The 11,758-nt window shown below is 42.1% G+C and carries 13 protein-coding genes; 11 read left to right on the top strand and 2 right to left on the bottom strand.

Annotated features, from left to right (window positions below):
* The first annotated feature begins 83 nt into the window (after positions 1-83).
* From ACMUMQ_RS01845 to rpoS, 9 genes are read left to right on the top strand one after another with little or no spacing between them, the layout of a single operon-like run.
* On the top strand, positions 84-362 hold the full coding sequence (locus ACMUMQ_RS01845) for an FtsB family cell division protein (protein WP_414680348.1): 279 nt from the start codon (positions 84-86) through the stop codon (positions 360-362).
* The gene (ispD, locus tag ACMUMQ_RS01840) at positions 359-1,072 is read left to right on the top strand and encodes a 2-C-methyl-D-erythritol 4-phosphate cytidylyltransferase (RefSeq protein ID WP_414680347.1); all 714 of its coding nucleotides are present in this window, start codon (positions 359-361) and stop codon (positions 1,070-1,072) included. Before ACMUMQ_RS01845 ends, ispD begins: the two co-directional genes overlap by 4 nt.
* 18 nt (positions 1,073-1,090) lie before the next feature.
* Positions 1,091-1,612: a 2-C-methyl-D-erythritol 2,4-cyclodiphosphate synthase gene (ispF, locus tag ACMUMQ_RS01835; protein ID WP_414680346.1), complete on the top strand. Its 522-nt coding sequence runs from the start codon at positions 1,091-1,093 to the stop codon at positions 1,610-1,612.
* Positions 1,609-2,703 (top strand): tRNA pseudouridine(13) synthase TruD, encoded by a 1,095-nt coding sequence (truD, locus tag ACMUMQ_RS01830; RefSeq protein ID WP_414680345.1) that lies wholly within the window; start codon positions 1,609-1,611, stop codon positions 2,701-2,703. The genes ispF and truD overlap by 4 nt, the downstream gene beginning before the upstream one ends.
* The gene (gene surE, locus ACMUMQ_RS01825) at positions 2,681-3,427 is read left to right on the top strand and encodes a 5'/3'-nucleotidase SurE (protein WP_414680344.1); all 747 of its coding nucleotides are present in this window, start codon (positions 2,681-2,683) and stop codon (positions 3,425-3,427) included. Before truD ends, surE begins: the two co-directional genes overlap by 23 nt.
* Positions 3,403-4,089, top strand: coding sequence for a protein-L-isoaspartate(D-aspartate) O-methyltransferase (locus tag ACMUMQ_RS01820; RefSeq protein ID WP_414680343.1), 687 nt, complete (start codon positions 3,403-3,405; stop codon positions 4,087-4,089). The genes surE and ACMUMQ_RS01820 overlap by 25 nt, the downstream gene beginning before the upstream one ends.
* On the top strand, positions 4,082-5,002 hold the full coding sequence (locus ACMUMQ_RS01815; protein WP_414680342.1) for a DUF368 domain-containing protein: 921 nt from the start codon (positions 4,082-4,084) through the stop codon (positions 5,000-5,002). The genes ACMUMQ_RS01820 and ACMUMQ_RS01815 overlap by 8 nt, the downstream gene beginning before the upstream one ends.
* 17 nt (positions 5,003-5,019) lie before the next feature.
* Complete coding sequence (locus ACMUMQ_RS01810) at positions 5,020-5,886, top strand: peptidoglycan DD-metalloendopeptidase family protein (protein ID WP_414680341.1); 867 nt, start codon at positions 5,020-5,022, stop codon at positions 5,884-5,886.
* A gap of 31 nt (positions 5,887-5,917) precedes the next feature.
* The gene (gene rpoS, locus ACMUMQ_RS01805) at positions 5,918-6,916 is read left to right on the top strand and encodes an RNA polymerase sigma factor RpoS (protein WP_414680340.1); all 999 of its coding nucleotides are present in this window, start codon (positions 5,918-5,920) and stop codon (positions 6,914-6,916) included.
* Positions 6,917-6,996: 80 nt separating this feature from the next.
* Here the strand turns inward: rpoS and ACMUMQ_RS01800 are convergent, their stop codons facing one another.
* Positions 6,997-8,448 carry an AhpA/YtjB family protein gene (locus tag ACMUMQ_RS01800; RefSeq protein ID WP_414680339.1) on the bottom strand — a complete coding sequence of 484 codons (1,452 nt, stop codon included), beginning with the start codon at positions 8,446-8,448 and terminating at the stop codon, positions 6,997-6,999.
* Between the two features lie 145 nt (positions 8,449-8,593).
* Between ACMUMQ_RS01800 and serB the strand changes: the two genes are divergently transcribed.
* The gene (serB, locus tag ACMUMQ_RS01795) at positions 8,594-9,505 is read left to right on the top strand and encodes a phosphoserine phosphatase SerB (RefSeq protein ID WP_414680338.1); all 912 of its coding nucleotides are present in this window, start codon (positions 8,594-8,596) and stop codon (positions 9,503-9,505) included.
* 83 nt (positions 9,506-9,588) lie between these two features.
* Positions 9,589-10,521: a LysR family transcriptional regulator gene (locus ACMUMQ_RS01790; protein WP_414680337.1), complete on the top strand. Its 933-nt coding sequence runs from the start codon at positions 9,589-9,591 to the stop codon at positions 10,519-10,521.
* A gap of 43 nt (positions 10,522-10,564) precedes the next feature.
* Here the strand turns inward: ACMUMQ_RS01790 and ACMUMQ_RS01785 are convergent, their stop codons facing one another.
* Positions 10,565-11,758 (bottom strand): molybdopterin molybdotransferase MoeA, encoded by a 1,194-nt coding sequence (locus ACMUMQ_RS01785; RefSeq protein WP_414680336.1) that lies wholly within the window; start codon positions 11,756-11,758, stop codon positions 10,565-10,567.

The raw sequence follows: 11,758 nt of genomic DNA, 5'->3' as shown, positions 1-11,758 counted from the left end.
GAACTTTGTTCTCCCTTTTTTTATACTTTTTTAACTCAATTCCCTTAATATAAGGGAATCTTTTTTTAGTCATTGAGGATGTTATGACGCGTTTGTTACTGGCCTTTTTTGTTTGTGCTGTTGGTTACCAAGCCTATCATTTGTACTTTGGTGATCAAGGGATAAAGAGACAAGAGGAATTGGCAAAACAAATTGCTTATCAAGAACGTATAAATCAGCGTTTGAAACATCGAAATGATGCGCTTAGAGCTCAAGTCGAAGACCTTCGCCTTGGTGAAGAAGCGGTGGAAGAGCATGTCCGCACAGAGCTGCAATACATTAAAGATGGTGAGATTTTTTATCGGATGGTGAATAAAAAATGACGCAATCTTTATGGGTAGTGATTCCCGCTGCAGGTGTTGGTCAGCGCATGCAAGCCGACTGTCCTAAACAATATTTACCGCTTGCAGGGCAAAGTATTTTAGATCGAACCATTGCTATTTTTTTATCGCATCTTGCTATTTCTGGCGTTGCCGTTGGCATAGGTCAGGATGATGCTTATTGGTCGGAATCTAAGTGGTTTCATCATGCGGATGTGCATTCGTTTGTGGGCGGTAAAGAACGCAGTGATACTGTATTAAAAGGTTTAGATTTTTTATCGAATCTTACTGATGCCACGCAAGACGTTCTAGTGCACGATGCTGCACGACCTTTATTAACTCATGCTGCGTTAGACAGAGTGATCGCTCATAAATCTGAGCAGGGCGCACTTTTGGCTATGCCAGCAAGAGACACAATAAAACTGCAATTGTCTGAGTCTTTGTCTGTTGATAAAACATTAGATAGAAACTCAATATGGTTGGCTCAGACGCCTCAAAAATTCCCCATAGATACACTTCGACAGGCTTTACTAGAAGCTCAGAGAAAAGGCCTTGCTGTGACAGACGAATGTTCTGCAATGGAGTTTATGGGGTATCATCCAGATTTCTTAATGGGAGAAAGTAGTAACATTAAGGTGACTTTGCCAGAAGACTTATTAATTGCTGAGGCACTATTTTCTTATCTTCATTCTTCCAATACAAAAGACAGTTAATTTTCAGGAGTTGTTATTATGATGCCATTTCGAATTGGTCATGGTTTTGATGTTCACAAATTTGGTGAAGGTGACCATATCGTTTTAGGTGGTGTTTCGATTCCTTATTCGCACGGTTTGATTGCCCATTCAGATGGCGATGTGGCTTTACATGCGTTAACCGATGCCTTGCTTGGTGCTGCTGCATTGGGTGATATAGGTAAACTCTTTCCAGATACGGATGCTGAGTTTGCTGGAGCAGACAGTCGTGTATTATTAAAACGTGCTTATCAGGAAGTGATGGCATTAGGCTTTTTAGTTGGCAATGTGGACGTTACTATCATTGCTGAAGCTCCTAAAATGCGCCTTCATATCGATGCAATGCGAGCAAATATTGCGGAAGATCTAGCGATAGATATTGGTGCCGTTAATGTCAAAGCAACCACAACAGAAAAGCTTGGCTTTACAGGTCGCAAAGAAGGCATTGCAGTTGAAGCGGTCGCGCTCATTTTTCAACAAGCTCAATGTAATTTAGAGCTTTCTAGTCAAGGTAAAGTATGAACACTGAATGGCGATACGCTTGGTCTAAACCTATTGCGACAGGTGACCTGAAGACACATGTTCAGGATTTTTATGTTGAAGAGCAGTTAGGTTTCGAGCCAGATGGAAAAGGCGAATTCTGCTTTGTCTTCATCGAAAAAGAAGGCGTTAATACCGATTTCCTTGCTAAGCGGTTGGCTCAGGTTGCTGGCATTGCACCTAATAAAGTGACTTACAGTGGTGTGAAAGATCGTCATGCTTGTACACGCCAATGGTTCTGCTTGCATGTATTGAATGAAGAACCTGATCTTTCCACTATTCAAGAAGCTTTTAGAGAGCCGGAAAATGTGCGTGTGATTGCACAGCTTAGGCATTCCAAAAAACTTCGTACAGGAGCGCATGCGTCAAACCGTTTTGTTATTCGCTTACGTGGCATCGCTGGCGACTTGAACGATCTTGAAAGCCGTTTACATCTTATAAAAGAAGGCGGTGTTCCTAATTATTACGGCCCTCAGCGTTTTGGTATTAATGGTAATAATTTAGTTAACGGTAAGAGCTTTGTACTAAAAGGGCGACAAAGCCGTCGGAAACTTTCTAAGACAGAATCGTTTTGGTTATCTGCTATACGTTCTTGGTGCTTTAACCAAGCGTTAAGTGATCAAGTTGAAAATGGTATGTGGTCTCGTTTATGTGATGGCGATATCGCGCAATTTCAGCGTAAAGATGAGCAGTTCCGTGCGAAAGATTTAAGTGCGCTAATTTACCTAAGTGTGATGCGAGGGGAAATTAGTCCTGTTTTGCCGTTAATCACTGAAGGCTGGGAAGCAGGAACAGGCCCTCAACGAGAGAAAGCCATTAAAGATTCTTTAGCCGATAATTGGGATTTAGCTGAAGCTCTGTTAGGGTTTGATCTTTCAAGAGACAGCCGCTTGGCTCGCCTTGTGCCAATGAATATGGCTTGGGAATTGCTTAAAGAAACAGAAGGAAATACACAATTGATCGTGGAGTTTTCGTTACCTAAAGGTTGTTTTGCGACCAGTATATTGCGCGAAATGATAGATTTTACGGACAAGTCGATAGAGAAACACCATGAGAATATTGATCGCGAATGATGATGGGATTGATGCTCTTGGCATACAAACCTTAGTAAAACATTTAGAGCAGCAATACGAAGTTTTAACCGTAGCACCAGATCGTAACCGCAGTGGCGCGAGTAATTCATTAACGCTGACGCGGCCTTTGCAGCCAGTAGAAGTGGCAGAGCACAGCTATCGTGTTGATGGAACGCCAACGGACTGCGTGAACTTAGCTTTGTCTGGAATGATTGATGGTCATGTTGATCTTGTTGTATCAGGTATCAATCATGGGCCTAATTTAGGTGATGATGTTATTTATTCAGGGACGGTTGCGGCGGCAATGGAAGCACGTCATCTGGGTCGTCCAGCGTTGGCGGTTTCTTTGGTGGGGAATCAACACTTCGATACGGCAGCGAAGGTGATTCTTCAGTTACTAGAGGATTCACATACTCTTGTATTGCCAGCGGGTATTTTGCTGAACATCAATGTTCCGGATCTTCCTTACGACGAACTGAAAGGCTTGCAGGTAACTCGTCTTGGTTATCGTCATCAAGCTCAAGCACCGATTTCGGCACAACACCCTAGAGGTTTACCTAGTTTTTGGATTGGTGCGTTATCTGAGCCTCATGATAGCTCTGATGGCACAGACTTTTGGGCTGTCGAAAATGGTTATGTTTCGATTACTCCAATTCATACGGATATGACTTGCTATGATGCGCAGTCACCTCTTAAAAAATGGACAGACACGTTAGCGTTATGAGCCAACATGATCTTAATGGGTTAATTACACACACCGAACCAAGAGCTTCTAAAATGGTTCAGCAACTCAAGGATGAAGGGATTTCTCATGAAGCCTTGTTGTCTTTGATGGAAGCCATTCCTCGACATGAATTTGTCGAACCTGCTTTTTCTCATCTTGCTTATTCTGCAACCCCTTTGCCAATTGGGCGCAACCAAACCATTAGTCAACCACTGACAGTGGCGAGAATGACCGAATGGTTATTGTCTTATGCGCGTCTTGGTCGCGTCTTAGAAGTGGGGACGGGCTCTGGCTATCAGACTCGTATTTTGGCTCATTTCTTCAATAAAGTGCACACGGTTGAGCGTCAGAAACGTCTTCACGAACAAGCTAAAGAGCGACTCTCTTCAATGGGCGTGAACAATGTCGAATATTTATTTGGCGATGGACAAGCAGGTTGGCCTAATAAAGTTGAAATGGATGCCGTTATTATTACTGCAATGGCAAGTAAAATACCGCTCCCGCTAACTAATTGCTTAAAACAACAGGGTATTTTGATTATGCCAATTGATCATCCAACGCCACAAATAGGTTGTTGGAGAAAAGAAGGCGATCGCTGGAAATGCCTAGGTACAGAGTCAGCGCACTTTGTGCCTTTACTAGAAGGAACGGAACATGCCTAAAGGGCTAAAAATCTATCTGAGTGGCTTGTTGATGGGAGCTGCTGATGTTGTGCCTGGTGTATCCGGCGGTACGATTGCTTTTATTTTAGGTGTTTATGATCGTTTAATTTCAGCGTTAAGTAGAGTGAATAAAGACAGTGTAAAAATGCTTTTAAAGGCAGATTTTAAAGCGCTTTGGTTGTATTTTGATGGCACTTTTCTTTTGTTGCTTGGAAGCGGAATTTTAACCAGTATTTTTATATTAGCTGGATTCGTCACCTATTTATTAGAAGTTTATCCAAGTTATTTATGGAGTTTTTTCTTTGGCCTTATTCTGGCTTCTGCAAAGTTACTTATTAATCAAATACAGGGATTTAATTGGCGACACTTTTTAATAATGCTGCTGGGCGCAGGCGTTGGTATGAGCCTTTCCTTATTAGTTCCGACACAATTTAATACATCGCTTTCAATGGTGTTTTTCTCGGGAATGGTGGCGATTTGCGCAATGATTTTGCCTGGTATTTCAGGAAGCTTTTTACTGCTAATGATGGGCATGTATGGCTTTATTTTGTCTGCTATTAAGAGTTTTGACTTACTTGTTATCAGTATCTTCTCTGCGGGAGCATTAATTGGCTTGCTAAGCTTCTCTAAAATATTGAATTATTTGCTGAATAGAGCGCGTTTCATGACTTTGGCGGCTCTTACTGGTGTTATGCTTGGAGCACTGGTAAAGGTGTGGCCATGGAAAGTAGTGACGGAATGGATGCTCTTGTCTGACAAAAAAATACCACTTGAAGAGTCTTTAGTATTACCTTGGGGTGTTCCAAATTTTCATTTTTTGACAAGTTTTGCCTATCCAGTGTTGTTCATTTCGGTAGGGTTTTTGAGCGTAATTCTCATTTCTTACATATTTTTACGAAACTCGGACAAATAGAAATATTTAACCGAAAAATGATAATCGAGGTAAAAAATATCTTAAGTGCTTCTTTTAAAAAGTGTGGCGAAATAAAGCGGATAAATATTTTTTGTCAGCTGGCTTTGTTGTGCTTTTTATTAACAGGATGCTCTTATGAAGTACTGCATTATTCAGATAAAAATAACGCATCTTATTCCTCAAATAATGCAAGAGTTGCTTCCGTTCCTTCTTCTGGATATCACCGAGTTCAAGGCGGGGATACCCTGTTTTCTATAGCTTTCCGCTACGGTTTGGATTATAGAGAACTGGCAAGATTTAATCGAATCGATGCTCCATATGTGATTTATCCTAACCAGAAAATTAAACTTTCAGGCGCTAAGACTGTTGTTGCAAAAACATCAAATAGCACAGCCAAAACAACGACATCAACTCCTACAGAAGTGAAGAAAACACCGCCGAAAACGGCAACGACAAGTACACCTAAAACTGTGGTCAAAGAGCCAATTACAGATACAAAAGATGACAAACCTGTGGGTGATTGGTCATGGCCAGTGGATGGAGCGGTTGTCAGAGGGTTTTCAAATGCTGGCGTTAGTAGTAAAGGTATAGACATCAAAGCTGAAGAGGGTGCTTTGGTAAAAGCTGCAGCTAGCGGCACGGTTGTTTATGCTGGCAGCGGTTTAATAGGATATGGGAACTTGGTCATTGTTAAACACAATGATATTTATTTGAGTGCATACGCCTATAACGAAAGAATTTTGGTTAAGGAAAAGCAGAACGTTAAAGCTGGAGACTCTTTGGCCGTGATTGGTGGTAAAGGTGAGGATCGACCTTTGCTTCATTTTGAAGTGCGCCGAGATGGGCAGCCAATAGATCCAGTAAGTGTTTTACCCAGAAAATAATTAAGCGATGTAAGCGGATTAAGGAGGGGACATGAAATTGGCCAATGTGGAAAAGGAAACTCAAAAAGTAATCGGTTCAACAGACTTTGATCTTGATGCGCCTGTTGATGATTATGATGAAAATGCCATTGATGAAGAATTTGAGTCGGCTGTTAGCTCTCGATATGCAGAGACAGACAGTGGACGAAATTTAGACGTGACGCAGATGTATCTGAGCGAGATTGGCTTTTCGCCTTTGTTAACTGCTGAAGAAGAAGTTTACTATGCTCGCCTTGCGTTAAAAGGGGATGAGAAAGCCCGTAAGCGTATGATCGAAAGTAATCTACGTCTTGTTGTAAAGATTTCTCGTCGTTACCTTAATCGTGGCTTGTCGTTGTTAGATCTTATTGAAGAAGGCAACTTAGGACTGATTCGAGGTGTTGAAAAGTTTGACCCTGAGCGAGGCTTTCGCTTCTCAACTTATGCTACTTGGTGGATTCGTCAAACCATTGAACGCGCCATCATGAATCAAACCAGAACCATTCGATTGCCTATTCATGTGGTAAAAGAACTCAATGTTTACCTAAGAGCAGCTCGTGAGCTAACCCAGAAGCTTGATCATGAACCAAGCCCAGAAGAGATTGCGGCTATGCTGGATTGTCCTGTAGAGGACGTTCAGAAGATGTTACGCCTTAATGAACGTGTTAGCTCTATCGATTCTTCATTTGGTGGAGAAAACAACGACAAGAGCCTTGTGGATGTGTTAGCTGATGAGCATCAGCAAAACCCTGAAGCGGAAAGACAAACTGGTGATGTGCTACAAGGTATCGAGCATTGGTTAGATGAGTTGAGTGAGAAACAAAGAGACGTGATCACTCGTCGCTTTGGTTTACGCGGCCATGAAGCAAGCACACTTGAAAATGTAGGCATTGAAATTGGTTTAACTCGTGAGCGAGTTCGTCAAATTCAAGTGGAAGCCCTACGAAAGCTACGCTCAATAATGGATAAAGAAGGCCTTTCTTTAGATGATGTGATTAGCTTAGATAATTAGTTTTCTAAGCTAAAACCGAAAAACCACATGATGAAATATTCTTTTAGAGTCTTTCATCATGTGGTTTTTTATTTTAAGACTTACTCAACATGAGTTATTTTTTCAACGTGAGCTTGAATCTGTTTTTTGTACTTATCTGACATGCCTTTCACTTCATAAGCCAACACTTCGCTTTCATCCACTTCTATGATTTCAGGAAGCCCTGTAAACACTCTGTTTTGAATGTAGGATAAGGTGAAAATATCATCGCTGATAACAAGCTTGTTCATGCTTTCTGATTGGCTGAGCTGACCAACGCTTTTCAATAGTGTTTCGATCTTCTCAGGCTCAAAAACACTTTCTTTGACCATGGTTGTGATATGTGGGTTGCCTTGATGAAGACCTAGATGGAAATTCAGCTTTGGTGTGTCTGAATACAACTCGTTTTCCAGTAATTTTTCGATGAGCTCTAAGAAAAGCTGTGCTGAGCTTACCGCGTCTGTGTAGAGGTTATCTTCACTGTTGATGGCACTGAACAGTATGATGGCTGAGTCATTTTCGTATTGATGAACCTGACCTTGATAAGCCTCACTTGCTTGAAAAATTGCACGGTAGATTGGTGTTAATAGGTTAGCGACCTGTAATGGCGTCATATTTTCGTGCCATTCTTCAAGGTTGGTAATGTTGAAATAAAGCAGGCAACTGCGTTGTTTTGATTCTTCAAATATAGCGTCGAAGTTAATTTCAAATTGTGCCTTTTTCTCGGCTTCCACTACAGGCTCAGTTTTTGTGCTGTTGTCTTGTTCTGTTGTATTGGCTTTAGCGGCTTTCTCAAGTGACTTTTTAGAGCGCTTCATTTTCTGAACTTGATGAATGGTCTCGCACAATTCTCTTGCCTCTTTATACCGCGGCGATGGAAGAGGATAGGCGTTTTCTCCTCGCTGATAGGAGTCTAGAGCGTCTTTTGCATGATTAATGGGAGCAAACAACCATCGAGTTAATAAGGTGATAAGTAATAGGGCAATGGCGCTGGTGAAAATGGCCACACCAATTAATAGGTTGTTGAGGTGTTGTAGTGTCGCTTGTGCTGGGGTTTTGTCCAAAGTGATTAATACGTGTCCAACAATTTCATCTCTGAATTTGATGCTGGAGCTGTAAACCCTGCGTTGTTCATTTGGTCGGAGATCTTGTTCAGATAGGCTGGATGCCGAACCACTGTTGGCTTCCGCTAGGAGTTCATCTTTTTTGTTATAAACGCGAGCGCTAAGAATATTGTCGTCGACGACTAATCGATTCAGCAGCACATTTAAGCTTAATAGATCATTTGTCAGGATGGATTGTGTTGCGTTGAAAGCCGCTTGAGTGGCTAAACTGCTACCTAAGACCTCAGTTTGCTGAGATAAATAATTACCTAGAGCATGAGTCATGGTGTACCAAAAAATACACACTGTCAGAATCATAAGAGAAACAAAAGCGGCAACATTAACGACGGCGGCGCTCAGTTTTTTATGAATTAATGCAGCAATTACTTTGGTTTTAGGTTGGGTGTCCATTCACTTCCTTTAGGTAACTCATAGAACAATGTTTAAAGTATACACATCATAACGGCTATTTTCTGAATTCTTTAAAGTAGAACAGGTGCTTAGCGAAAAGAAAACGATTTGTTATAGTAGGCGTCTTATTGAATTAGGAGCGCTTATGTCTGCCAGTATTACACTTATTGGTTCTTTGAACCCTGAATATCTAGAACAATTTAGCACATGGTTAGGTAAGCGTGGATTGGCGGGAACGCCAAAAGTATTAACTGATGATCAAGACCTTGTCTCAGTGATTCAAATCGCGTTACAAGGCTCTGTTGCAGACAAGGCGACTCTGCAAGCTGAATTACTAGAACTGTCTGATGAAACAGGTGTAGATCATATTTTCCAATCCACACTTTTAGATATACGCAAAGCGGGCGTTGCGGTATTTGATATGGATTCTACCTTGATTAAAGCCGAAGTGATGGATGAATTGGCTGTGGATGCTGGCATTGGCGAGCAAATAGCCGCAGTAACAGCAAGTGCGATGCGTGGTGAAATTGATTTCGTAGAAAGCTTTGTTCAGCGTCTTGCGCTGTTAAAGGGTTTAAGCAGCGATGTGATGGACGGTGTTTACAAAAGAATTCAACACATGGATGGCATTTCGACTCTGATGAAGGTATTGCATCATTATGGCTGGCATACCGCTATTTTATCGGGTGGTTTTACCTATTTTGCCGATCGCGTTCAGGCGGAATATGGCATGTCAGAAGTACACGCAAACGTATTGGAAATTCAAGATAATGCTCTAACGGGTAAGCATCTGGGGCCAATTGTTGATGGCGAGCGTAAAAAGTTGCTCTTGACGAATATTGTTGAGCAGCAAAAAGTGAACTGGGAGCAAACTATTGCCTGTGGTGATGGTGCGAACGATCTTTTAATGTTGAATCACGCCGCGTTAGGTGTTGCTTTGCACGCGAAACCTTTGGTTCGTAAACAAGCACCGTGCCCAATGAATAACCTTGGTTTGGATGGCATTTTGTATTTATTAGGCATGACATCTAAAGAGATTCGAGCTGTATTAGCCTAAACCTTTACTTCTGTTAGTGTCACTTTGAAAAGCTTGTTATGATTCCTAGTTATAATGATAACAATATGAGCTGAGGTGATACTGTGTCGGAGATAAAGCTATCTGATATTGATTTGAATTTGTTGTATGTTTTTCAAGTATTAACTGAAGAGCTCAATGTGACGAAAGCAGCGACTCGGCTTAAGGTGTCTCAACCTGCAGTGAGTCGTTCTTTGTCTCGTTTAAGAGAAGTATTCGACGACCCTTTATTCACCAGAACATCCCACGGCTTATCTGCCACGGTCAAAACACAAACCCTAGCGCCGCTTTTAAAAGAAATGCTAAAAGGCTTAGAAAGTCTAATTCAGCCTAGCGAGTTTGTGCCGCATACCAGCCAGCGACGATTCGTTTTATCAACCACAGATTTTGGTACCTTAACGGTGCTGCCTAAAATTCTTGATCAATTCCGCCAACAAGCGCCAGACGCGATCCTAGATGTGAAGTCTTGGAATGAAGACATGGTGATGGACTTGGATCAAACAAACATTGACCTTGCTGTTTCTGTGCTATCAAAAGAGCCACCAGCTGGCATTCGCGCCATGCGTTTGCAAAGTGACAAAATGGTCTGTTTGGCTCGTAAAGGGCATCCTGCTATTCAAGGTGAATTGACCTTGGACAATTACTTAAAAGCGAATCATGTACAAGTTGTATTAGGGCGTCGAGAGTATTTTGCGGTAGACAGAGAATTAGACAAAATGGGTTACAAGCGAAATGTAGCCGTTCATTTACCTAATTTTGTTCCTGCTGCAAGAATGGTAATGAGTAGCGACTTATTGCTCACCGTGCCGCGACTATTTGCGGAAGATATGGTGGAAGGCACTTCTGAAATGGCTCTCTATGAATTGCCATTTGCAACACGAGAGTTTGATTATTCGATGATTTGGCATGAGCGCTTTCAACATGACGCCGCTCATATCTGGTTTAGAGGATTATTAAGGCAAGCTTTTATAGATGTTTCGAGTGAACCAAACGCCTAGTAAGTTTCATTTGATAGGCGCTTGATTCGACTTGCATGATGAACTAAAAACCATTGAAGGGATAAAACGAGTAGGAACATCCGTATTCAATCGGCGTGTTGGCTTTAATATGCAGATAGCCTTGGCTTTCACAAGCCGCTAGCAAAGCGCCAGAGCTTTGTTGTGGATGAGCATAAGCTAGGCCATCATCACCTATAGCGACACGTATGAACTCATCTCGCTGGATGGTTTTGGTACGGTTGAAGCCTGCATCAACCAAATAAGGTTGAGGGCGGTTAGCAACTTGTCCAGAACAGACAGAAAGCAACAGCCTTGCAAACCAATGGAAAGTCACGAGTGTTGAACTTGGGTTGCCAGGTAAACCAATAAAGGGAATGCCATCAAGCGAAGCATGAACCAAAGGTTTTCCCGGCTTAATCGCTATTTTCCAAAGATGCACTGTGCCCAGCTTTTCAAGCACCGTTTTCACATGATCTTCTTCACCAACAGAAACGCCTCCCGAAGATAAAATCACATCAGAAGAAGCCATTAAAGTTTTAAGGGTTGTTTCTGTGTCTTCTGGCGTGTCTGCAGCATGAAGGCATTGAGAAACCAGATGGCCAGCTTGAGTGACCAATGCGCTTAACATTGGACCATTTGAGTTGAAAATTTGCCCTGGCGCTAAGTTTTCTCCAGCAGGAACAAGCTCATCTCCGGTCGTGAGTATGCCCACACGCAGCGGTTTATATACGCTGACCTCCGTAATGCCTAAACTGGAAAGTAAGCCAATGTGCATCGGTGTTAATTTCTGACCTGCTTTAGCAACCGTTTGTCCTGCCTTGATGTCTTGACCTTTGGGACGAATATTATCTTGGCTTGGCGGTTGCTGGTTAAAAATAACTTTACCATTAACTATCTGAGCCTCTTCTTGCATGACAACCGTATCCGCACCTTCAGGAATGCTCGCGCCAGTAAAAATACGTGCACATGTACCGGCTTCAAGAGGCGTTGGGTGTTGTCCTGCAGGAATTCGCTGACTGATTACAAAGCTTTTGCCTGCTTGCCAGTCTTTAGCCACCAGTGCATAACCATCCATTGCGCTGTTGTCATAAGGCGGCACAAAGATATTGGCGACAATATCCTTAGCCAGAATTCTGCCTGTTGCATTAGGTAAAGCAATTACTTCATCTGAAACGCGTAGGTTTGCGCTTTCTTCGATGGCTTTCAGTGCTTCTTCGAAGGCGAGTAAAGTCGACAT

The organism is Marinomonas algae (assembly GCF_047525555.1).
Lineage (GTDB): Bacteria > Pseudomonadota > Gammaproteobacteria > Pseudomonadales > Marinomonadaceae > Marinomonas.
This window is presented reverse-complemented; position numbering and strand designations above follow the sequence as displayed.

Bases quoted from the DNA above. Each gene is read 5' to 3' on its own strand.
- ACMUMQ_RS01845 (WP_414680348.1), top strand. From the start codon at position 84: ATGACGCGTTTGTTACTGGCCTTTTTTGTTTGTGCTGTTGGTTACCAA.
- ispD (WP_414680347.1), top strand. From the start codon at position 359: ATGACGCAATCTTTATGGGTAGTGATTCCCGCTGCAGGTGTTGGTCAG.
- ispF (WP_414680346.1), top strand. From the start codon at position 1,091: ATGATGCCATTTCGAATTGGTCATGGTTTTGATGTTCACAAATTTGGT.
- truD (WP_414680345.1), top strand. From the start codon at position 1,609: ATGAACACTGAATGGCGATACGCTTGGTCTAAACCTATTGCGACAGGT.
- surE (WP_414680344.1), top strand. From the start codon at position 2,681: ATGAGAATATTGATCGCGAATGATGATGGGATTGATGCTCTTGGCATA.
- ACMUMQ_RS01820 (WP_414680343.1), top strand. From the start codon at position 3,403: ATGGACAGACACGTTAGCGTTATGAGCCAACATGATCTTAATGGGTTA.
- ACMUMQ_RS01815 (WP_414680342.1), top strand. From the start codon at position 4,082: ATGCCTAAAGGGCTAAAAATCTATCTGAGTGGCTTGTTGATGGGAGCT.
- ACMUMQ_RS01810 (WP_414680341.1), top strand. From the start codon at position 5,020: ATGATAATCGAGGTAAAAAATATCTTAAGTGCTTCTTTTAAAAAGTGT.
- rpoS (WP_414680340.1), top strand. From the start codon at position 5,918: ATGAAATTGGCCAATGTGGAAAAGGAAACTCAAAAAGTAATCGGTTCA.
- ACMUMQ_RS01800 (WP_414680339.1), bottom strand. From the start codon at position 8,448: ATGGACACCCAACCTAAAACCAAAGTAATTGCTGCATTAATTCATAAA.
- serB (WP_414680338.1), top strand. From the start codon at position 8,594: ATGTCTGCCAGTATTACACTTATTGGTTCTTTGAACCCTGAATATCTA.
- ACMUMQ_RS01785 (WP_414680336.1), bottom strand. From the start codon at position 11,758: ATGTCGACTTTACTCGCCTTCGAAGAAGCACTGAAAGCCATCGAAGAA.